A 21,897-nucleotide genomic window follows, 5' to 3' on the forward strand; every position below is an offset into this window, starting at 1 on the left:
GGGTGTCTTATGGCTATCGCAAGAAAGCGTCAAGTAAGTTTGGTTGATACAAAGTACTACCACTGTATTTCACGTTGTGTACGGCGTGCATTTTTATGTGGCGAAGACCGTTTTACAGGCATGAAAAGAAATAAACAAGACACCCACTCTAAATTTTGCGCTTTTCGAAGTTAAAGACTAGCCTTTATTTAGTGCAAAAAACAAGCAGGGTGTCTTATGGCAATCGCAAGAAAGCGTCAAGTAAGTTTGGTTGATACAAAATACTACCACTGTATTTCACGTTGTGTACGCCGTGCATTTTTATGTGGCGAAGACCGTTTTACAGGTAAGTCTTACGAGCATCGTAGAGGCTGGGTTGAAGACAAACTGCTTGAATTAGCCAAGGTATTTTGTATTGATGTATGTGCTTATGCCGTTATGAGTAATCATACCCATTTAGTACTGTATGTTGATGATAAGAAAGCAAATAGGCTGAATGATAAAGCGATTATTATTCGCTGGCATAAACTCTGCAAAGGCACATTGTTAACGCAAAAATATGTACAAGGTGAAAAGCTAAGTAAAGTTGAACTCATCTTTTTCAATCAAACGGTTAAGCAATACCGCGAGCGCTTAGCAAGTATCAGCTGGTTTATGCGGTTATTAAATGAAGACATTGCGCGCAGAGCAAATAAAGAAGATAACTGCACGGGTAGATTCTGGGAAGGCAGATTCAAATCGCAAGCACTTCTTGATGAAGCCGCACTTGCAGCTTGCATGGCCTATGTCGATTTAAATCCCATTAGAGCTAAAATGGCTAACACACCAGAAGAGTCAGATCATACCAGCGTACAAAAGCGTTTAACATGCGCAAAGGATAGCAAACAACCAAAACAACTACTTCGCTTTGCAGGCGTGTCACGTCAAATAATGCCAAAAGGACTCCCGTTTGAGCTTAAATCGTACCTTGAACTTGTTGAATTGACAGGACGTTGTATACGAGAAGACAAGCGAGGGTATATTGAGAGTACACACTTGCCTTTACTAGAAAGGGTGAATATATCTCCAGAAAACTGGTTAAAGCTTACAACCCAATTTACGCGCGTATTTCATGGTGCAGTGGGCAGGCCAGCCTCACAAGAAGGTTATTGTGAAAACTTAAAGCGAAAGCGGCGAGCGAATATCAGTAACTGCGAAAAGCTACTGGCATAAAACGTAAACTACTCAATAAAACTATTCAGTAATAAATCACAACTGCACCATGCAGTCATTTTCATGCGTGCAATTTAGATTAAGAGCGCTAGTGACTTATTTGATGGATGAAATGAAAATAACCTGTCGATAAAAGATATATTATTAACCTACAAATTAAATTTAATGGCAACATTTTGTTTGTTCAATTAGAGTGGCTGTCTAGTTTAGCTGTCAGTCTAGTTTAGCTGTCAGTAACTGCGAAAAGCTACTGGCATAAAACTTAAACTACTCAGTAAAAATTAAAACTGCAATTATGTAGCCATTTTCATACGTGCAATTTAGACTCATAGCTCGTAAAGAGTGGGTCTAATTTAAGCAAAGCAAAACAAACGGATAGTTATTTTTACCATGGCATTTTACATTCCTTTATTACAACCTCATTTTAAGCACATTGAAATTGGCGATACGCTAACATCACTTTGGAGTGGCTGTGGCAGTATTGTGCAGTGCCAGCTTGATGATAAAGCCTGTGTTGTTAAAGCTATTAAAATACCCAGCTATATACACCACCCTAAAATTAAGCAAAGCGAATTTGCGCTTGAAAGAAAGCAGTATTCCTATAGCGTTGAATACACTTTTTATAAGCTTTATAGCCAGCATTTACCAGCACATGCGCAAAGTATTGAATGTATAAGCGCAATTAATAAAGGCGATGAATATGCGCTGGTGTTTAAAGATTTCACCAAACATGGATTTACTCAAGCGGGGCCACAACATGTTAAAGCTATATTAAAGTGGCTTGCACACTTTCATGCGTTTAACTTAAGTAAACCCGCTGAAGGGTTATGGCAGCAAGGCAATTACTGGCATTTAAGCACGCGCCCAGATGAGTTTAATAAACTAAAAGATAACCTTGATAAAAAGTCCGATATTAAAAATGCTGCACATAAAATAGATGAGCAGCTACAAAGTTGTGCCTATAAAACGCTGATTCATGGCGATGCAAAACTTGCTAACTTTGCAGCAAATGAGAGTGGTAAAATACTCGGTTATGATTTTCAGTATATAGGTGCAGGTTGCGGAATAATTGATGTAATGTATTTTATGACCAGTTACTTAAGTGATGCACAATTACACGTAAGCGCTGATGAGTATCTTGCGTATTATTTTGATAATTTAAAGAATGCTATTACTACTTATCACCCTACAGCACCTGCCGATAAAATAGCTAACGATTGGTTCGCTTTATGGCCTGCTGCATGGGCTGACTTTTATCGATTTTTAGCTGGCTGGAGCCCTGAGCATCAAAAAATAAATAGTTATATGCAACAGCAAGTAAACAGCTGGTTAGCGAGTAACATTTAATAAACACAAAGGGTTGATGGCTTGCATAAATATCAAGCAAAACAATACATTTTGGCACGATGTATGAAAATCTCGTTAAAACTACAGGTCAAATGACCTTTTTTAATATAAAATACCGCAAATTCTTCTATCACTAGGTTTACATCATGGCTATTCACGTTATTTCTCACCCTCTTGTTCAACATAAATTAGGCCTAATGCGCGCGCATGGTATTAGCACTAAAAGCTTTCGTGAATTGTGTTCTGAAGTAGGTACTTTATTAACCTACGAAGCAACAAAAAACCTACAGTTAGAAGATAACGAAATTACAGGCTGGGATGGCAATAAATTAAAAGTAGAGCATATTAAAGGTAAAAAAATTACCGTAGTGCCTATTTTGCGTGCTGGTCTTGGCATGATGGACGGTGTAATGCAGTTATTACCAGCGGCTAAAGTAAGTGTTGTTGGTCTTGAACGTAACGAAGAAACACTAGAGCCAGTACCATATTTTGAAAAGTTAGTAGGTAATATTGATGAGCGCTTAAGCTTAGTTATTGACCCTATGCTTGCAACGGGTGGCTCAATGATTGCCACAATCGATATGCTTAAAAAAGCAGGCTGTAAAGAAATCAAAGTAATTGTACTAGTTGCAGCACCAGAAGGTGTTGAAAGAACACTTACAGCACATCCCGACGTAGAAATATTTACAGCCTCAGTAGATAGCCACTTAAACGAAAAGGGCTATATTATCCCTGGTTTAGGCGATGCGGGCGACAAAATATTCGGTACTGTTTAGGAGTCTTAAGTGCAAAATAATGACACCTTTTCAATAAAAACTATTTTAACGGGCGCGCAAATGCTGTTTGTAGCATTTGGTGCGCTGGTATTAGTGCCGCTTTTAACGGGCTTAGATCCTAATGTTGCGCTTTTTACCGCAGGCATGGGTACTTTGCTGTTTCAGGTAGTGACTAAAGGCCAAGTGCCTATATTTTTAGCTTCATCATTTGCCTTTATTGCACCTATTATTGCCGCTGTGCAAATGTGGGGCGTGCCGGCCACCATGGGAGGCTTAATGGTCGCGGGTTTTGCTTATATGCTTTTAAGCTTATTAGTAAAATTTAAAGGCGTTGCAACGCTTCATAAAATTTTACCGCCTGTGGTTGTAGGCCCTGTAATTATGGTTATTGGTTTAGCGCTTGCACCTGTTGCTGTAAATATGGCGATGGGTAAAAGTGGCGACGGCAGTATTCAAATTATTGATTACACCAGCGCTATTTACATTTCGTTGTTCTCGTTAGTGGTTACGCTTATTTTTGCAGTATGGGGAAAAGGCGTATTTAAGCTTATACCTATATTAGCAGGGGTTGTAGCGGGTTATTGTTTATCGCTTGGTATGGGCGTTGTGCAATTTGACGCAGTGACTAACGCACAGTGGTTTGCTGTACCAAACTTTACTTGGCCTGAGTTTAAATGGCAGGCTATTTTGTTTATGGTACCTGTAGCAATAGCACCTGCAATTGAGCATATTGGCGATATGATGGCTATTAGCCAAGTAACCAATAAAGACTTTTTGAAAAAGCCTGGGCTTCACCGTACTTTGTTTGGTGATGGCCTTGCGACTTCTGCGGCATCATTATTTGGCGGCCCGCCTAACACTACTTACTCAGAAGTAACGGGGGCAGTTATGCTTACCAAAAACTTCAATCCTAAAGTAATGATGTGGACAGCTGTTATTGCCATTATTTTAGCGTTTGTAGCTAAAATGGGATCTGGCTTGCAAACTATTCCTGTGCCAGTAATGGGCGGCATTATGATTCTACTTTTTGGCTCTATTGCTGTAGTGGGTTTAAATACACTGGTTAAGTCGGGCGATGATTTAACAGCACCACGTAACTTAAGTATTGTTGCACTTATTTTAGTATGCGGTATTGGCGGTATGCATATTGGTGGCAGCCAATTTAGTTTAGAGGGCGTAAGCCTTTGCGCTATTTTAGGAATAGTACTTAACTTAGTATTACCAAAAGCAGAGCCTGAAAAAGTTTAATTTTGCACATTAGCTAAATAGATTGCACCATAATAGCGCATTTATAATGCGCTATTTTTTTAACCTATTAATAAATATATAAAAATAATAATGGTCTAGTACCTGCATTTAACTCCCAGACGCATTGTATGCAAAGGAGTAACTATGTCAGAGGCCAATATTGTGGATATAACCCCGTTTTTAGCAAAACACCAACTGCCTTTAAAGTATCAATATTTGAGTGAGCAATATTTTGTTCCGCTCGCGCATGACATCCTCGAATCTAAAAAAACAAATACTCCTATTTTTGTTGCCATAAATGGATGCCAAGGCTCAGGAAAAACAACACTCGCCGACTTTTTAGTTACCTGGTTTTCTAAAAACACACCGCTTAACAGTGTTGCATTGTCGATTGATGACTTTTATTTAGCAAAACAAGCACGTACTGAGCTTGCCAAAGATGTACATCCTCTTTTTACTACTCGCGGAGTACCGGGCACTCACGACGTAGCATTAATGAATAGCACAATAACTAACTTACTGGCAGGAGAGGTAAACGTACCGCTTCCACGGTTTAATAAACACGAAGACGACTGCGTACCAGCAAATGATTGGCTAACAAATGAAAAGCCAGTTGATATTGTTATTTTAGAAGGGTGGTGCGTGGGCAGTGAGCCACAACCGCTGTTTTCATTGAGTGAGCCGCTTAACGAGTTAGAGCAACAGTTTGATAAAGAAGGCGTTTGGCGCCGCTGTGTAAATAGCTGTTTAGCAAACGAATATAAAGCCGTTTTTAACCTAATTGATTATACCGTTATGCTAAAAGCACCGAGTTTTAGTGATGTTTTTACATGGCGACAAGAGCAAGAACAAAAGCTAATAGCCAAAAAAGGTGAAGGCTCAGGCACCATGACTAACGAGCAATTGGTGTATTTTATTTCTCATTTTGAGCGCATTACGCGTGAGAACTTAAACACACTGAGCGCTAAAGCAAATGCGTTAATTGAACTTGATAGCAACCGCGATATTAGCGGTATGCACCTAACAAGTGACGACACCCTTCAACCTATTATTTTTACAGATTTGGACGGCACATTACTCGATCACGCTGATTACAATACAAATAATATCAGTGAGTTATTACTGCAGCTACAAAATGCGCATATTCCTGTGGTGTTTAATACCAGCAAAACTTTTTGCGAAGTTATCGAGCTTAAAAACGATTTAAATATTCAACAGCCTTTTATTGTCGAAAACGGTGCCGCGGTATTTATTCCAGAAGACTATTTTGAATTAAAGCCAATTGGTTGTAAAAAAGTAGGCGCGTACTGGTGTTATGCAATGGCAAAGCCGTTATCGAGTTTATTAAAGGACTTAAATACTTTAAAGGCGGATTACAAAGCGCATTACAAATTGTTTAGTGACTTATCGAGTGAGCAAATATCAGAGCTTACCGGTCTTAGCGATGCACAAGCAAGACGCGCACAAACTCGCGATTATTCAGACCCTCTTTATTGGTATGGCAACGACGAATTACTCACAGCCTTTGTAAACGATGTTGAAGCACTCGGCTACGATATAAAAATTGGCGGACGCTTCATTCATATTGCCAAAAATACCGATAAAAGCGCTGCACAGCAGTGGTTAGTTAAACAGTTTACCCATCATTTCAGAAAGCCTCTCACGGTTATAGCACTGGGTGATAGCGATAACGATAAGCAAATGTTAGAGCACGCAAATATCGCCATTATTATTGCCAATCCGGCGAGTAAAAAGCCGGTTAAATTGTCGCACAACAAAGCACGATACTCTCAATCACCGGCACCGCTGGGCTGGATTGAAGAAATAACATCGTTGCCGTGCATTAGCAGTATTTTAAGTATTTCTGAGGAGCAAACATCTCATGGCTGATTTTTATCAAAATGGCATTATTACAACATTACATAACATTGCCGACAGACCAATAGAAGACCTAGAAAAAGAGCTACTTACTTTTAGTAAGCAGCGTCCAATGGGATTAATACTCCCTTCGTTATTTAGTGAATTAGAAGGCCCTGCGCTTCAAAATATAGTAAGTGAATTACGCGAAGTACCGTATTTATCACAAATTACTATTGGGCTAGATAGAGCCGACGAAGCACAGTACCGCCATGCACTTGGCTTTTTTAAAGAGTTAAACCAAAACCACAAAGTATTATGGAATGACGGCCCACGCTTACAAGCACTCGATAAAGAATTACAAGAGCTAGGTGTTGCACCGCGTGAGCTTGGTAAAGGCCGTAATGTGTGGTACTGCATGGGCTATAAATTAGCAACAGCGGAAGTAGAGTCTATTGCGCTGCATGATTGCGATATTTTAACCTACGACAGAAGCTTACTAGCGCGGTTAATTTACCCTGTTGCGCATCCACGTTTTAACTATGAATTTTGTAAAGGGTTTTACCCGCGTACTGCTAATGGCAAAATTAATGGCCGTGTATCGCGCTTATTAGTAACGCCACTGCTTCGCTCGTTTAAAACAATTTTAGGCAATACAGACTACCTTGAATATATGGACTCTTTTAGATACCCATTAGCTGGTGAGTTTTCGTTTAGACGCGATGTATTAAACGATATTCGCATTCCAAGTGATTGGGGCCTTGAAATAGGCGTACTGAGTGAAATGTATCGTAACTATTCACATAACCGCTTGTGCCAGGTAGATATTGCCGATAATTACGATCATAAGCACCAAGAACTTTCACTTGATGACCAAAGTGCAGGTTTGTCTAAAATGTCGATTGATATTACTAAGGCATTGTTTAGAAAGCTGGCAACTCAAGGTGTCACTTTTACCAGCGAAACAATTCGCTCACTAAAAGCAACGTACTACCGTATCGGTCTAGATTTTATAGAAACGTATCATAACGATGCGCTTATGAACGGCTTAACGCTTGATGTTCACCAAGAAGAAAAAGCAGTAGAAATGTTTGCACAAAATATTATGGAAGCAGGCCAACACTTTTTAGAAAACCCAATGGAAGCGCCATTTGTGCCAAGTTGGAACCGTGTTGTATCAGCAATGCCAGACGTACTTGAGCGCTTAAAAGAAGCCGTAGAGCTAGATAACGAAGAATATAGTTAACCTGTACGCAGGTTAACTAGCCTATAAGTCTAAACAATAAATATTAGGGGCGCATGTGATTTCAGTTAGCGAATTATTTTTACAACGAGTAGAGCAACATCTTCATATTATTTATGAGGGAGTTGAGCTGCCTTTATCGGTTACTGAGCTTGCTCAGCAACTTATTAAAATTATATTAGGTAGCAATGCACTGCGCGACCCGACCCCCCATACAAACAGATGGGATGAGCAAGATATAGTATTGATTGCTTATGGCGACTCTATTATTAAACACGACAATAGTGAGTTTGCTGTATCAAGCCCAATAGAAGCACCGCTTAAAACGTTGCACCGCTTTATAAAAGAGCAGTGCGATATGCAGCTAAATGCCCTGCATATATTGCCATTTTACCCGTACAGCTCAGACGAAGGCTTTGCGGTAATGAACTACGTGCAAGTGAATGAGTCGTTAGGTGATTGGGGAGATATTCAAAATATCGCTAAAGACGTAAAGCTAATGGCAGATTTAGTTATTAACCATTGCTCAAGCAGAAGCGTATGGTTTGAGAACTTTTTAAACGATTTACACCCGGGTAAAGACTACTTCAAAACGGCGAGCTTAACGGATGATTTAAGCCAAGTTGTACGCCCGCGAACCTCATCGTTATTAAATACTGTAACTACGCCAAGCGGCGAAAAGCACGTGTGGTGTACGTTTAGTCACGATCAGGTTGATTTTGATTTTGCAAACCCCGAGGTACTTAAAGAGTTTGTGGGAATAATTAGGCATTATTTAGACAATGGCGTGCGTTTGTTTAGACTCGATGCGGTCGCATTTTTGTGGAAGCAGCTTAATACCAGTTGCATAAATTTGCCGCAAACACATGAAGCCGTAAGGCTAATGCGAACACTTATTGAGCACGCAGAGCCCAGCGTAGTTATAATTACCGAAACCAATATTCCAAACCAAGAAAACCTATCGTACTTTGGTAATGCTAACGAAGCGCACAGTATTTATAACTTTGCCTTACCGCCATTGTTGCTACACACATTACTTAGCGGCGATAGCACAGCAATTAAACATTGGATGATGAGCATGCCGCCTGCGCAAAATGGTACTGCATACTTTAACTTTATAGCCTCGCACGATGGAATAGGGCTCAGACCCATTGAAGGTTTACTACAACCCAGCGAAGTGGCGTCACTAGTAAGTACAACCATGCAGTTTGGTGGTCGTGTATCAATGCGTACAAGTAACGATGGCACACATACACCGTACGAGCTAAATATTGCTTTATTTGATGCACTCCAAGGGACGCACAATGGCCCAGATAAGTTTGGCCTTGAGCGGTTTATGTGTGCTCACGCCATTATGTTTGCACTTGAAGGCATACCAGGGCTTTATATTCACAGTTTATTAGGTACAACTAACGATTACGAGCGATTTGAAAATTCACAGCATAACCGCGCTATAAACCGCCATCGCTGGCAAGAGTCAAAGCTATTAGCGGCCATTGGCGAAAAGTATAGCCATCATCATAAAGTGTTCAACGGCATAAAAAGCTTATTGGCAGTACGTAAAAAGCAAAGTGCCTTTCACCCAAATGCTACACAGTTTACGCTGCATTTAGCAGGTGGGTTATTTGGCTTTTGGAGGCAAAGCATTGACCGTCGCCAAAGCATATTTTGTGTTTATAACATTAGCGATAAACCACAAACACTCACATTGGCCGACCTAAATTTGATTAATACTCAAAAGTGGTTTGATTTGGTGGCAGATAAAACGATTGAAGAAAGCCAATTAACAATAGAACTTGAGCCGTATCAAAGTGTGTGGCTGAGTAATATTAAATAAATGCTAACTCTTTAAAAAGTCTGCAAATGCAGACTTTTTTATTGCCTAAATTCTGTGGTTGTTTACTGTAAAGCCCCTTTACACCAGTTAATAGCATATTCTTTCTGTAGAGTTACTTTCATCACTATAATTGATATAATTAGCCCTCTTTTATTTATAGGGTTTTTCATGAAGTATTTTTATTTAGCTATTACGTTACTATTTAGCTCGTTGGCTTTAGCCCAGCAGCCAGTCGATCTTGAAATAAATATGAAAAACACCGGCCTTGCATACAAACAAGCAGTGCAGGCTACACAGATTGACGAATTTAATACCGCAATCGATGAATTTATTAAGCTGGTAAAAGTAAGTAAAACGGCTAAGTTTTACAAAAAAGCTGAACAATCATTACAAGGCCTTGATAAAGTGATTACTCAAGCTGAACTTGCAAAAAAAGCAGCTAACGAGCAGGGGCTAAGTGCGGCAAAAGAACCACTGAAAAATATAGATAATTTACGTAAAAAATATCATGAGTTACATGAGCCTCCAGGATTCTTTGAATTACTATTCGGTTCGTAAACCTAAACACTATGTATCTTTAGGAGTTACTTTTAATTAATTGCGTTAAAGGTATCTGCAGCAATAAATATAAGGAAACACAATGGAAATTTCAGTTTCAATGTTAGAAGGCCAAAAGCAAAGCGCTAAATTTGGCGACCTAGAAGTAATAAGCGATCAAAGTATAAATGCTGGTGGCGGGGCTGAATTCCCTGAACCGTTTGATTACTTTTTAGTAAGTATGGTTTTATGTGCAGGTTTTTATGCACGTAAATTTTGTGAGCAACGCGATATTTCCACTGAAGGTATGACGCTCACACAAAATAACGAAAATGTAGATGACAACGGTAAAAAGTTATTTTCAATAGAGATTAACTTACCAGATGGCTTCCCTGATAAGTATAAAAAGGCGCTTATTGCAGCTGTAAATACCTGTACCGTTAAAAAAGTGATTCAGGCAGTACCTGAGTTCTCGGTAGTTGTTAAATAACCACCTGCTTATAAAGCTTAAAAATACCGCCGAGTAACATTAAAAGCCCGGCGGTATCACTACAACAATTCTGCTATTTTTTCTTTATATTCTGCATTACTTAAAATGTTAAGCCTTATATTTTTAAGTCCGCTTATACCTATCCGTAATGACAGATGATCAATTTTAATGGTGAGATCTGACATTAAAAGCGTTAAAAATTTCTGATTAAAAGTAAATAAATAACGTAATTTTCCTTACTATCGACACGGTTAATTACTTCAAAATAGATAACTTAACTAAGTGAGTTATTATTAAAGCTTTTACTAATCGCCTTTTTTAGCCGTAGACAGGCTTTTAAAGCGGCGGTTAAATTGTGCAACGCGACCGTCTGTAGCAACCGTTTTTTGCTTACCGGTGTAAAATGGATGCGAGTCACTTGAAACATCAACAGGTATGTATGGGTATGTATTACCATCTATCTCGATTGTACGATCGGTTTTAATGGTTGAGCCAATAATAAAGTAAGAATCGGCAGCGGTATCGTGAAAAGCAACCACGTAGTAGTCAGGATGAATATTTGGTTTCATAATACGTCTCAATAAATGGTATGTGATAATGTATCATTTAAATTTAACGTATTTATTTCCTCATTGCAAATTATTTAAATGTTCCTCAAAAAGGCCGTAATTGCTGGCTATTTGTGCAAATAAATCAAAAAATAAGCACTTAAATTAAAAATGCTGGCTATTGCCGTTTAGGCTGTTATAACTATATTTAAGAGTTAAAAACGTTAACAAATACGGTTATAAAGTTATTACAGAGGTTATGTATGAGCGACGCAACACAACAACAAGAACAAATTGATCAAGGGGTAATGGAAACCCTAAGAGAGCGCGACCACAGTACCTTGGCGCAGCAATTAAACCCTTTAACCTGCAACCATAACGATATTGTAGAATTATTAGCGCGGTATATGGCACTTAGTGAACAGGAAGACGATGAGCTGTTCGATGATTGGTTTGATAACCTAACTAAAGAGCAACATACTGTTTTAAAAGTATTTGAAGTTTACCGTGGACAATATGAGCACCAAAATTAAAGTGCTTTTTTTGTATGTATGCCAAATCCAGTGGTTATTTAAATAAAACTAAATAGCCACTACTACTTTTTGTATTAAAGAGTAGCTACGTCGAATCAACCACTGATCCCACCTGTTTTCATCATAATTTTTTGCGGATTTATCTTATCTTTATTTAGGTACGACTTACTGATATTCATAAGTATTTATTGCTATTTTAAGGTAATGTTCTAGTTTTAATAGGCAGACTGTTTAAAGTTTAAAAAAGTTTATCGGGTTATATACTCGAAAATATTCGCTCCCATCTCATAATTTATAAAACATCTAAAATTAACAGAGCTTTAATGATTAAACCTAAGATCCCAAGTAACGAAGCCGAGCGATTACACGCGCTTAGAGCATTAAAAATTCTAGATACGTCGCATGAAGAGCGTTTTGATCGTGTTACTCGTATTGCCAAGCGTATGTTTAATGTTTCTATTTCATTGGTTACCTTGATTGACGAAGACCGCCAGTGGTTTAAATCAAGGCAGGGGCTTGATGCGCCTGAGCTTCCTCGCGAAACCTCATTTTGTGGCCACACCATAAATCAAGACGAGTTATTAATAATCCCAGATACAGCAAAGGACGAAAGGTTTTTTGATAACCCCTTTGTTACAGGCGATCCTAAAGTACGCTTTTATGCAGGCTTTCCTTTAAAATTACGGGAAGGAGTCATTATAGGTACTTTGTGCCTTGCTGATAGTAAACCTAGACAACTCAATGATGAAGAAAAACAATTACTAAGAGATTTAGGCACGTTAGTCGAGCAAGAAATTCAATCAATTCAACTTGCCACAATTGATGAGTTAACAAGAATCTCTAATCGACGTGGCTTTTTAAGTCTTGCCGAGCATACATTAAATTTATGTAGACGAAATAAAGTATCAATGTCGTTTATATTGTTTGATCTCAATAAATTTAAACAAATTAATGATATTTATGGACACCACGAAGGCGATTTTGTATTAAATAAATTTGCACAAATTATGCTTAGTTCATTTCGAGATTGTGAAGTAATAGGCCGACTTGGGGGGGATGAGTTTGTAGCGATGTTAAGCGACTCAGATGAAACAAAAGCAGGGATCGTATTGCAACGGTTCGCTGATGCAATTGAGCATGCTAATGACACTTTAAATAAACCTTATAAAATTGATTACAGTGTAGGAGTAACACACTTTAAACACGATACAGGTAAATCGGTTGAGGATATGATTCAAGACGCTGATGTTGCAATGTATCAGCAAAAAAAGCAGCAGTAACTTTAATTACACAACTATGTAGTTTTACTGCCGCTTGAACTTCACTTATATAACTCAAGTTAGTACAAATCTTATAATATGCATTTATTCGCTATTGCAGTCATTTTTTGCAGCGGGTGATGCTAAAGAAACATTTGGTTGCCAAACTCTGTTCCATATTTTATGAAGATTGTTTAATTTTGGCCTTTGACTTATTTTTTCAAAGTTACCAAGGTTTACTTCTGAACCATTTTTTTGACCCACTACAAAATTAAACACATAGTTGCATTCCATACCCATACGTAAATCAGAAAGAACAACATTACTTTGCTGTTGGCGCACCGAATAAAACCCTTTAGTAAACCACTGCAAGCGTTTTATAGCCCATTCATCGCTAATATTATTTAACAATGAAGGCGTCGTTTGATAAGCCGTTAAAGTAACATCGTTGGGCGCGTCAAATACTGATGCATAACCCTCATAGTATTGCCCGTCAGACATAACAACAATACGCCATAGCAAAGTAGTTAGCGGTGCAGGCGTACTAACATAAGCATTTACTGGTATTTGCCTGTTATTGAGGGCCGTTTTTACCTTGTTATCAATATTTACTTTTAAAATTAAAGCACAGAATAAATATAGGCTACTTAAAACTAAGGCTGCTGTATTTATACGATAAGCCGTTGCTGCTTTTATTTTGGGTATTAGCGTACATATTACGCCAATTAATAAAGGAAGCGTGTAAGCGGGATCAATAATAAACACACTAGAAACCGCAAAGGGGTACTCAGTAAAAGGCCAGAGTAATTGTGTACCGTATACCGTTAGGCTGTCTAATAAGGCATGTGTAGATAAACTTAAAAATACTAGCCAAAACCAGCGCACTTTATAAGTTTGCATTCCCGCGTGTACTTTTAATATTAGCCATACAATGAGTGGGCTAATTAATAAATGTATTAATAACGAATGGCTAAAGCCACGGTGATAAGTAAATGCTTCTACAGAGCCGCCATAAGGCAAAAATACATCTAAATCAGGGAGTGTGCCCAAAATAGCGCCCCACAAAACGGCTTTTCGGCCTACTTTGTTGCCTAATACCGCATAACCTACAGCACTGCCTAATGCTACCTGCGTTAAAGAATCCATTTTGATTAATACCTTTAATTACTACTTTTGTTATTTATACTTTTTTATTATTAAAAAGCGTCAAAAAATCATTTGAAATATTTGATAAGCATATTAATACCCAGAATTTATAAACTAAGCCTAGGCTTTATAAAATCTAAAAAAGCCACAATTCGAGACGATACCGCACTGTTTTTATAATAAACGGCTTGTATAATTTCTCGGTTATTTGGCGAGCTAATTGCATTGGGTAACACTTCAACTAATTTACCTGTTTTTAGGTCATTGCCAATCATAAAGTGAGAAAGTAGCGCAACGCCTTGGTTTGCAATACATAGTTGGCGCACTGTTTCGCCGCTGCTTGCGCTAAGTGAAAACGTGAATAAAGCGGGTTTTACTAATGGCCAGGTATTTAATTTAGGGGAGTCACTAAAACCAATTAACTTATGATTTTGTAAATCATCAATTTGCGCAATTGCTGTGTTGTTTTTTATATACTCTGGGCTGGCTACAATACGTAACTGACTGCTGCCGAGTTTACGAGCATGTAAGTTTGAGTCTTTTAAATCGCCAATGCGTATGGCTAAATCGGTTTTATGTTCAAGTAAATCAATAATGCTGTCGTGCGAGGTTATATCAAGCGTTATGTGAGGGTATTGCTTAGCAAATTCGCCAATTAAAGGCGTAAGTTGGTGTAATACAAAAGGGCTTGCAGCATCTATTCGCAGCTTACCACTTGGCGCTTGTTTTAAAAGCTTTATGGCTTCTTCACCGGTATAAAGCGTATTTAACCCCTCGCGCGCATATTTTATAAAAGTATGACCCTCTTCGGTAAGTTCTAATCGGCGTGTTGTTCTGTTTAGCAAAGTGCATTGCAATGTATTTTCAAGGCGTGATACAGCTCGCGACACTTTAGCCACCTGTTGATCGAGCAAATTAGCCGCACCCGAAAAGCTTCCGCAATCTACTACCGTTATAAACGTTTCTAAATCTTCAGTTTTTGAATGAACAGCCATAAGTATACCAACATCATCTTTGCATTATTAACAAAAGTATTTTGTCACTAATGATGTTTTTTGCAAATGATATTTTAGCCAAACTACATTCTTCATATATTAATGAGGATATAACTATGCCATTGGCTTTGTGGGCGCTTACCTTAAGCGCATTTGCAATAGGAACAACTGAGTTTGTAATAGTGGGATTAGTACCCACCATTGCAAACGACTTGGGCGTAAGCCTACCTTCAGCGGGTTTGCTTGTAAGTTTATATGCGGTTGGCGTTGCTATTGGTGCGCCGGTGCTAACAGCTTTAACAGGTCGTTGGAATCGTAAAGTGGTATTAATAAGCTTAATGGGTTTGTTTGTACTGGGCAACTTACTTGCTTTGCAAGCGCCAAGTTACGAAACATTAATACTTGCGCGTATTTTAACGGGGCTTGCCCATGGTGTGTTTTTCTCAATTGGATCGATGATTGCCACAAGCTTAGTAAGTAAAGATAAAGAAGCCAGTGCAATTGCGATTATGTTTACCGGGCTTACTGTGGCATTAGTAACTGGTGTGCCATTAGGTACATGGATTGGCCAGCACTTTGGTTGGCGTGCTACGTTTTTAGTTGTGTCGGTATTAGGCTTAATTGCATTAATTGGCAGCTCTATTTTAGTACCAAAAAACTTAAAACAATCAATACCAGCAACGTTTAAAGAGCAACTACAAGTAATTGTAAAACCACGTTTATTACTCGTATATTTAATGACTATATTAGGCTACGGCGGCACGTTTACAGCGTTTACTTATTTAGCACCTATTTTAGAGCAACAAACAGGTTTTGCGCCTTCGGCTATTGCTTTAATAATGCTTGTTTACGGTGTATCGGTAGCGATAGGTAATATTTGGGGTGGAAAGTTAGCTGACAAACGCGGCCCAATTAGCGCACTAAGTATTATATTTAGCGCTTTGAGTATTATTTTACTGATATTTACCTTTACGATGGAATCAAAAATTGCCGCTGTACTTACTATTTTAGTCTGGGGCGCATTTGCTTTTGGTAATGTACCGGGCTTGCAACTTTATGTAGTAAAGCAAGCGCAAAAGCACACGCCAAATGCAGTAGATGTTGCATCAGGTTTAAACATAGCCGCATTTAATATTGGTATTGCACTTGGCTCAATTATTGGCGGTAGCGTAGTAGAGAATATGACCCTGCAAGATACAGCATGGATAGGCGCTGTTATCTCTGTTTTAGCACTCGGTGTTACACGCTACAGCGGTATGCTTGATAAACGTGAAATTCAGCAAGCGTAAACTATCCTCTGTTAAGGTTGAAACTAAAATTAATGACCTCATACCTGTTATGAGGTCATAGATTTTTAAGTGAAAGTCGTAATAATAAGTAAAAGGTGTATTTCGTAAAGCTTCAGTGAAGTTTGTATTTCAAAACCGATTATTTTATAAGGATAAACCATGACACAACGTGTAATAGAAATGCCAGAACTCGGTATGGGAACATTCCGCTTAGAGGGCGACACTGCCTATAACTCAGTAAAAATGGCACTCGAAGTTGGGTTTCGCCATATTGATACCGCACAAATTTATGGCAACGAAGAGCAAGTAGGTCAAGCTATAAAAGACAGCAATATTCCGCGCAGTGAAATATTCTTAACTACCAAAGTGTGGAATAACAAATTAAATAAAAGCGATTTTATTCCAAGCGTTAAAAAGTCACTTGAAAAGCTACAAGTTGATTCGGTCGACTTACTGCTAATTCATTGGCCATCGCCTGCTAACGACGAGCCAATGAGTGAATACCTTACTGAATTATTAAAAGCAAAGCAGCTTGGTTTAACTAAGCACATTGGTGTTTCTAATTTCACTATTGCAAACTTAAATGAAGCAATGCAAACGCTTGACTCACGTGAAATATTTACCAATCAGGTTGAGGTACACCCGTACTTAACTAACACTAAATTGCGTGCTTTTTGTGCCCAGCACGACATTCATGTAACAGCATATATGCCATTTGTTGTAGGTAAGGTGCTTAAAGATCAAACCATTATCGATATTGCTAAAAAGCATGATGCAAGCCCGGCACAAGTTGTTTTAGCATGGGTTAACGCCAATGGCATGACGACAATTCCATCATCAACTAAGCGTAAAAACTTGGAAGATAACTTTAACGACCATGTTAAATTAGATGATGAAGACATAGCCCGCATTGATGGCTTAGATTGTGGCGACCGACAAGCAACACCAGACTTTGCGCCGCAGTGGGATCAGTAAACTTACCTCAAACGCAAAGTTAAATTAAATATTTTAAGGTGTAGATTATCTACACCTTAACTTTTATAAGGAATACACATGTTAACGGTTATAGCTGCACTATCGTGCAAAAATGTTGATGCAGATGTAATGCTTACAGCACTTGAAAACTTACAAAAGTCATCGCGCCAAGAAGTAGGGTGCTTACGTTATGAATTATCGGTAAAAAGTGATGCTGAGCATACTGACTATGTAGTTAGCGAACAATGGGCGTCTGATGAGCACTTTGAAGCGCATAAAAACGAGCCACACTTTAAAGCGTTTGGTACGCAGGTTACTGGGCTTTTAACCAATAGTAGTATTGATGTATATAGATCAATTGGTTAAGCGTTTTTATACCACCTAGCTAAATTACATATAACCAAGTAAATACTCAAACAGGTGCTGTTAACTTACATCACCTTTTATCCTCAGCCCAGCCGACCTAAATACTTAATTTCCCCAATATATCAATGAAACCTAATAGGACTCTTTCTTGTTAATTCGCAGTGTGGCGAAATCTAAAATGCTCCATAAAATTATTAAAAGTCGTTATTTGTATCACAAATTACTCTAATAGATGGCTTATTTAATTTATTGTTTACATTAAAGTTCTCTGGTGTAAATATAGAAACACTAACAGGCACTGTTAAGTGCCTTAGCGCATGGAAAGTATAGTGAACGATGTAACATCAATCACTAGAAAATTGCTAGCTGAAAAATCACAGCCAATAAAGCCTTAATAGCTTTAAGCTGTATCAATTTATATGGAGATACTAATGAAAAAATTAATGGCAATAGTAGCGTTTTTAGGCTTTGTCTCATTTGCACAAGCTAATGATAGTTTTGTAGTGAACGCTAAATTTTATGATAATAAAAACCTAATTGGCTCACCTACTTTAGTAGTAAATTCAAACGAAGAGGCATCAGTTTCAGTTGATAATTCCTATAGCTTTGCCCTTACACTAACGCCAATTGATGACTCGACCGTAAGCTTAGCAACCGACCTGAAATTAGGTGAAAAACATATGGCACCTTCTTTAGTCGTTGAGCTGGGCAAAGAAGCAAGCATAAATATTGATGGTAAAGAGTTTTCAGTTTTAGTAAATAAATCAAGCAGCTAATAAGTTAGAATCGAGGAATATAATTAATGAGAAACTCAAGAAATGAAATAGTAAAATATGGAGTCTCTTTTGGTACAGCCCTAGCAATTGCCATTTCATGGAGTGCTAACGAGTCTGTGTTATGGGCAATCTTGCATGGTTTTTTATCTTGGTTTTATGTTATTTGGCATGTAATTACGCGATAAATTTTTCGCGCTTGCACTGATTGATTACGTTTACAGCGGTAAATGTTAATAGTCGAGCAATTACCATTTAAAATGATTAATTTAAAAATATAAAAGGAATAATTAATAATGAAAGGTGCGGGTGGAAGCTCTGGTGGTATTGGGCATTTTTTTATCGGTTTGATTATGATGTGCGGCGGCTTTTATATGCTGCTAAACGCAATTTCGGTAACCTCTAATTTTGGACTAAGTTCTCGTATTTATAGTGTTAATGCTTTAGGTGGCTTTGGCGTTACAGGCGGCATGGTTATGATCCCGTTTATTTTTGGTGTGGGTCTGATTTTTTATAATTCTAAAAACATTTTAGGCTGGGTGCTATCGCTAGGATCGTTAACCGCACTAATATTTGGCGTTATATCGAGTGTTCGATTTAGCATGCGGACTATGACGTCGTTTGATTTGATTGTTATTATAATTTTAGCGTTTGGCGGCTTAGGGATGTTTTTACGATCGCTTAAATCTATTGATACTTAAATAATTACCACGCTTTGTTTTAAATACAATTTTAATTATAGGCATTTAACATTATGTTCTAATGCCTAAACTAGCACATTAATAATGCAATCCTTCCTATTTACTGCTTAACCAGTAACGTATTTTAAAGAGATTTATGTGAACAACTCAATACAGCTAAAACTAATTGCTACTCACTTAATGGCACAAAGAGAAGAAAACCCAGCACGTTCAAACTTTCCTAAAGAGTTGGTATTAGACTCGACTGACGATGCAATAGAAGTACAAAAGTTGATGATTTATTTAAATGATCAAACTGTATATGGCTGGAAGTGTATGCTGCCTTTAGATGATGGCTCAATTATATTAGCACCTCTTTTACATGCACCTATAAAACAAGCTGAAAATTGCCCACTGTATACAACAAAAGATAAAGCGCTGATAGAACCAGAAATTGCATTTATTTTGCAAAGCGATTTACCAAGTAATAAAACCTATACAAATGAAGACGTGGATACTGCATTTGCCAGCGCCCACTTAGCACTTGAGCTTATTCAAAAAAGGTTTGATGAAGACACTCCAAGCACTCACATTGAAAAGCAGGCCGATGGTTTATCTAATCAAGGCGTGTATTTAGGCCCAAAAATAGATAAAGCCAAAGCGTATAACGCAAGTAGTGTAAACATTAACGTTAAGCAAACTGAAGCTGAGTTAAGCTTGGCGGGTATTCACCCTGCAGAACTTGCGCAACTTCCACTTTATTGGGCGGTTAATTACTTATCAGCCAAAGGAATCAACTTAGAAGCAGGGCAAGTGTTTATAACGGGCTCTTACTGTGGTGTTGTTGAGCTTAATACCGATCAGTTAACCACGATTAGTTACGAAGACTTGGGGTCATTTAGCACTACGTTTTTATCAAAGTAAATTTAAACGTTATTTGATAGACAAATCGTACTTTAAAATAAGCGCATCTATGTAACGGGTGCGCAATGTTTGTTGTTTTTCATGGTCAGCGCCGTGTCCTAGTGCTTTGTTTAAAAGCTTCATGGCTGGGTGTAGTAGCGCTCTTTCGTCTTGGTTTAAACTCGCTTTGCTGCGCAACTCTGTAATGTCGTCAACTAATAACCTGCCAATATCTACCGAGACTATTTCGTCTATTAATCCATTTTGAGTAAGTACGCCGTACTTACTGCATAAAAACTGTTGCCAAACTTGTTGTAGGTGCTCGTCTATTTCGCAGCCAAATAACTCTTCGTTAAACGTAAATCCTTGCTGAGCGAGTTTAGTTAGGCTTGCAGTATATTGCTGTGCAAAATAATTAAAAGCGTGGCTTGATGATTCTATTTTTTGTTTTAAAAGACCTTGCCCCCAATTAACACAGCCGCGCGGGTAGTAGTCGTCATACTCTTCACATTCATATAAGCCTGAATATGAGCTGCAGCTAAGTTGGCTTTTAATACAGTAGCTTGGTTTGGGGAAAACACTTCGCTCTTGCCAAGCTAAAAGTGTATCTGCATCTATATTTAATGCTTGGCACAGTTCATCGGTGTTATAAAAATGAGTTGCTAAGTAGTCAGATAAACGCATAAAGCCTCTGGTATCGTTAAAAATAAAATACTGTTTATATATACAGTTATTCATTTTGTATTACCAAACTTAATAACACAAGCGATTTTATAATTAAATGTGCGCTACACCTCCAAAAGTATCGGCAATTATGTTACAAATAGCGCAAGTTTTATAAATAATGATTTTTTATGCGCACCCTAGAGAAAATTAAACAAGCAAGCCTTATTACAGCTATCAAAACGCCATACTTAGCAAACGGTGAAATAGACCTAGCAAAGTACGATGAACTCGTAGAAATACAAATTGCAGCGGGCGTTGATGGTATTGTAGTCGGTGGCACAACAGGCGAAGGCCAGTTAATGAACTGGGAAGAGCATTTAATGCTTATAGCGCACAGTGCAAATAAGTATGGCGACAAACTAGTTATTGTTGGTAATACTGGTAGTAACAATACCCGTGAAGCTATTAAAGCAACTAAGTATGGCTTTGCCAGCGGTATGGATGCAGCACTGCAAATTAATCCGTACTACGGACGTACGTCAATCGCGGGTGTTAAAGAGCACTTTAAGCGTGTGTTAGATATTGGACCTGCCTTTATTTACAACGTTGCAGGGCGAACAGGTCAAGACCTAACACCTGATATTATTGAGCCACTGGCAAAGCATGAGCATTTTATTGGTGTTAAAGAGTGTGGCGGCAATGAACGTATTGCCCATTATGAACAACAAGGTATTGCATGTTGGTCGGGTAACGATGACGAAAGTCACGATGCGCGCCACATACATAAAGCGCACGGTGTTATTTCGGTTACTTCTAACCTTATACCTGGTTTGTTCCGTCAGTTGATGGATACGCCAAATAACGAGCTAAATGCATCATTACAACCATTGATGAACTGGTTGTTCTGTGAGCCAAACCCGATTGCTATTAATACCGCCATGATGATGACAGGTGCTGTAAACCCAGTATTTAGATTACCGTATTTACCGCTTAATGATGAACAACAAGCTCAAGGCGAAGTGTTAATTAATGAGTTAAATAACAGCGATGTTGTAGGCGGCGCAGCTAAGTGTATTAAGCAAGGCGATATAGCACTACTTTCTTAGTAATTAAGTGGCAGCTTTAATCTGTTTATTAAAATAAAAGTCACGCTAAGGTTAACACCATTCAGTTAAGCATGTTTTGACTTAATGGTGTACCGAGTTTTTGAAATTCGAACGGTCCTACTTTTGGGCCGT

General features: G+C 38.3%; 23 protein-coding genes and 1 pseudogene. 20 read left to right on the top strand and 4 right to left on the bottom strand.

The window, feature by feature from the left end:
* Positions 1 to 9: 9 nt before the first annotated feature.
* The 10 genes and pseudogenes from GQR55_RS17260 to GQR55_RS17305 form a co-directional block, all read left to right on the top strand.
* A pseudogene (locus GQR55_RS17260) lies at positions 10 to 120 on the top strand (transposase); the annotation flags it as partial.
* A gap of 96 nt (positions 121 to 216) precedes the next feature.
* Entirely contained in the window at positions 217 to 1,191 is a 975-nt protein-coding gene (locus tag GQR55_RS17265; protein WP_166421570.1) for a transposase, read from the top strand.
* 390 nt (positions 1,192 to 1,581) lie between these two features.
* Positions 1,582 to 2,538, top strand: coding sequence for a kinase (locus GQR55_RS17270; RefSeq protein WP_166421571.1), 957 nt, complete (start codon positions 1,582 to 1,584; stop codon positions 2,536 to 2,538).
* Positions 2,539 to 2,684: 146 nt separating this feature from the next.
* Positions 2,685 to 3,314 (top strand): uracil phosphoribosyltransferase, encoded by a 630-nt coding sequence (upp, locus tag GQR55_RS17275; protein WP_007580883.1) that lies wholly within the window; start codon positions 2,685 to 2,687, stop codon positions 3,312 to 3,314.
* Positions 3,315 to 3,323: 9 nt separating this feature from the next.
* Positions 3,324 to 4,562, top strand: coding sequence for a uracil-xanthine permease family protein (locus GQR55_RS17280; RefSeq protein WP_166421572.1), 1,239 nt, complete (start codon positions 3,324 to 3,326; stop codon positions 4,560 to 4,562).
* Positions 4,563 to 4,706: 144 nt separating this feature from the next.
* The gene (locus GQR55_RS17285; RefSeq protein ID WP_166421573.1) at positions 4,707 to 6,452 is read left to right on the top strand and encodes an HAD-IIB family hydrolase; all 1,746 of its coding nucleotides are present in this window, start codon (positions 4,707 to 4,709) and stop codon (positions 6,450 to 6,452) included.
* Positions 6,445 to 7,665 (top strand): glycosyl transferase, encoded by a 1,221-nt coding sequence (locus tag GQR55_RS17290; RefSeq protein WP_002958673.1) that lies wholly within the window; start codon positions 6,445 to 6,447, stop codon positions 7,663 to 7,665. Before GQR55_RS17285 ends, GQR55_RS17290 begins: the two co-directional genes overlap by 8 nt.
* A gap of 55 nt (positions 7,666 to 7,720) precedes the next feature.
* Positions 7,721 to 9,499 carry an alpha-amylase family glycosyl hydrolase gene (locus GQR55_RS17295; protein WP_166421574.1) on the top strand — a complete coding sequence of 593 codons (1,779 nt, stop codon included), beginning with the start codon at positions 7,721 to 7,723 and terminating at the stop codon, positions 9,497 to 9,499.
* Between the two features lie 168 nt (positions 9,500 to 9,667).
* A complete protein-coding gene (locus tag GQR55_RS17300; protein WP_166421575.1) occupies positions 9,668 to 10,057 on the top strand; it encodes a cytochrome b562 in 390 nt (129 codons plus the stop codon).
* Between the two features lie 82 nt (positions 10,058 to 10,139).
* Positions 10,140 to 10,526 carry an OsmC family protein gene (locus GQR55_RS17305; RefSeq protein ID WP_166421576.1) on the top strand — a complete coding sequence of 129 codons (387 nt, stop codon included), beginning with the start codon at positions 10,140 to 10,142 and terminating at the stop codon, positions 10,524 to 10,526.
* Positions 10,527 to 10,831: 305 nt separating this feature from the next.
* Here GQR55_RS17305 and GQR55_RS17310 read toward each other — a convergent pair whose 3' ends face one another.
* Entirely contained in the window at positions 10,832 to 11,095 is a 264-nt protein-coding gene (locus GQR55_RS17310) for a type B 50S ribosomal protein L31 (RefSeq protein ID WP_166421577.1), read from the bottom strand.
* A 242-nt stretch (positions 11,096 to 11,337) separates the two neighbouring features.
* On the opposite strand from GQR55_RS17310, the gene GQR55_RS17315 reads away from it, so the two are divergent.
* Together GQR55_RS17315 and GQR55_RS17320 are read left to right on the top strand one after the other, a co-directional pair.
* A complete protein-coding gene (locus tag GQR55_RS17315) occupies positions 11,338 to 11,607 on the top strand; it encodes a hypothetical protein (protein WP_166421578.1) in 270 nt (89 codons plus the stop codon).
* 323 nt (positions 11,608 to 11,930) lie between these two features.
* Positions 11,931 to 12,887: a sensor domain-containing diguanylate cyclase gene (locus GQR55_RS17320; protein ID WP_166421579.1), complete on the top strand. Its 957-nt coding sequence runs from the start codon at positions 11,931 to 11,933 to the stop codon at positions 12,885 to 12,887.
* A gap of 84 nt (positions 12,888 to 12,971) precedes the next feature.
* Here the strand turns inward: GQR55_RS17320 and GQR55_RS17325 are convergent, their stop codons facing one another.
* Together GQR55_RS17325 and GQR55_RS17330 are read right to left on the bottom strand one after the other, a co-directional pair.
* Positions 12,972 to 14,012, bottom strand: coding sequence for a metal-dependent hydrolase (locus GQR55_RS17325; protein ID WP_166421580.1), 1,041 nt, complete (start codon positions 14,010 to 14,012; stop codon positions 12,972 to 12,974).
* A 107-nt stretch (positions 14,013 to 14,119) separates the two neighbouring features.
* The gene (locus GQR55_RS17330; protein ID WP_165728063.1) at positions 14,120 to 15,007 is read right to left on the bottom strand and encodes a LysR family transcriptional regulator; all 888 of its coding nucleotides are present in this window, start codon (positions 15,005 to 15,007) and stop codon (positions 14,120 to 14,122) included.
* Between the two features lie 116 nt (positions 15,008 to 15,123).
* On the opposite strand from GQR55_RS17330, the gene GQR55_RS17335 reads away from it, so the two are divergent.
* The 7 genes from GQR55_RS17335 (at position 15,124) to GQR55_RS17365 (ending at position 20,014) form a co-directional block, all read left to right on the top strand.
* Positions 15,124 to 16,296 carry an MFS transporter gene (locus tag GQR55_RS17335; RefSeq protein WP_165728062.1) on the top strand — a complete coding sequence of 391 codons (1,173 nt, stop codon included), beginning with the start codon at positions 15,124 to 15,126 and terminating at the stop codon, positions 16,294 to 16,296.
* 159 nt (positions 16,297 to 16,455) lie between these two features.
* On the top strand, positions 16,456 to 17,271 hold the full coding sequence (gene dkgB / locus GQR55_RS17340; protein ID WP_165728061.1) for a 2,5-didehydrogluconate reductase DkgB: 816 nt from the start codon (positions 16,456 to 16,458) through the stop codon (positions 17,269 to 17,271).
* A 78-nt stretch (positions 17,272 to 17,349) separates the two neighbouring features.
* On the top strand, positions 17,350 to 17,637 hold the full coding sequence (locus GQR55_RS17345) for a putative quinol monooxygenase (protein WP_166421581.1): 288 nt from the start codon (positions 17,350 to 17,352) through the stop codon (positions 17,635 to 17,637).
* A gap of 431 nt (positions 17,638 to 18,068) precedes the next feature.
* Entirely contained in the window at positions 18,069 to 18,413 is a 345-nt protein-coding gene (locus GQR55_RS17350; protein WP_166421582.1) for a hypothetical protein, read from the top strand.
* Between the two features lie 26 nt (positions 18,414 to 18,439).
* On the top strand, positions 18,440 to 18,598 hold the full coding sequence (locus GQR55_RS17355) for a hypothetical protein (protein WP_007378675.1): 159 nt from the start codon (positions 18,440 to 18,442) through the stop codon (positions 18,596 to 18,598).
* 108 nt (positions 18,599 to 18,706) lie between these two features.
* A complete protein-coding gene (locus GQR55_RS17360; RefSeq protein WP_166421583.1) occupies positions 18,707 to 19,111 on the top strand; it encodes a hypothetical protein in 405 nt (134 codons plus the stop codon).
* Between the two features lie 138 nt (positions 19,112 to 19,249).
* Positions 19,250 to 20,014, top strand: a complete 765-nt coding sequence (locus GQR55_RS17365; protein ID WP_166421584.1) for a 2-keto-4-pentenoate hydratase — start codon at positions 19,250 to 19,252, stop codon at positions 20,012 to 20,014.
* Positions 20,015 to 20,023: 9 nt separating this feature from the next.
* Here GQR55_RS17365 and GQR55_RS17370 read toward each other — a convergent pair whose 3' ends face one another.
* Entirely contained in the window at positions 20,024 to 20,677 is a 654-nt protein-coding gene (locus tag GQR55_RS17370) for a DUF6058 family natural product biosynthesis protein (protein WP_166421586.1), read from the bottom strand.
* Between the two features lie 170 nt (positions 20,678 to 20,847).
* Between GQR55_RS17370 and dapA the strand changes: the two genes are divergently transcribed.
* Positions 20,848 to 21,765 carry a 4-hydroxy-tetrahydrodipicolinate synthase gene (dapA, locus tag GQR55_RS17375; protein WP_166421585.1) on the top strand — a complete coding sequence of 306 codons (918 nt, stop codon included), beginning with the start codon at positions 20,848 to 20,850 and terminating at the stop codon, positions 21,763 to 21,765.
* Positions 21,766 to 21,897: the final 132 nt, after the last annotated feature.

This window comes from Pseudoalteromonas sp. Z1A8 (assembly GCF_011378855.1).
Taxonomy (GTDB): domain Bacteria; phylum Pseudomonadota; class Gammaproteobacteria; order Enterobacterales; family Alteromonadaceae; genus Pseudoalteromonas.